The following is a 573-nucleotide window of genomic DNA, read 5'->3' on the forward strand; positions in this document are numbered from 1 at the left end:
ATTGTTTCATCAGTAAGTTCGTATTTTTTTTCCATGGTTTATTGCCTCATGCCCTTATCTTAAAACAGTGTCATTTCCAGATACTTTTGTATTTCCGGTTACTTTGGCATTCTCGCAAACTAGTGCACCACCAAACACACGGGCATTTCCAGAGATTTCTGCTTGACCGCCAATTTTAGCTTTTTCAGAAACATGTGCACCTTGGTGGACTGCGGCATCGCCATAAACCTTAGCCTTTCCAAAAACACGTGCATCATCTGCAATACATGCGGATTCAAAAACACAAGCATCGTCAAAAATTTCTGCGTTCTTTGAAATTATTGCATTACCGCCAATCTTTGCATCATGGTATATTCGTGCACTACCAGAAACAGAAGCTTTATCGTACACTTTCGCGTTCCCATAAATTTTTGCAAGTACGTGAACACGGGCATTACCGTAAACTTTTGCATGATTGAAAATGTGTGCACCACTCAAAATTTGTGCATCATCGAAAATTGTTGCGTTATCATAAACCAATGCACAATCTTGGATTAGTGCATTGGCATAGACTTTGGCATTCCCAAAAACCTT

The 573-nt window shown here is 39.6% G+C and carries 1 protein-coding gene; it reads right to left on the reverse strand.

Features of this window, described 5'->3' with window-relative positions; translation table 11 throughout:
- Nucleotides 1–54 precede the first annotated feature (54 nt).
- A partial coding sequence (locus ACFIO5_RS13170) for a hypothetical protein (RefSeq protein ID WP_375705650.1) occupies nt 55–573 on the reverse strand: 519 nt, incomplete at its 5' end.

It is taken from the genome of Bartonella sp. AA86SXKL (genome assembly GCF_042196885.1).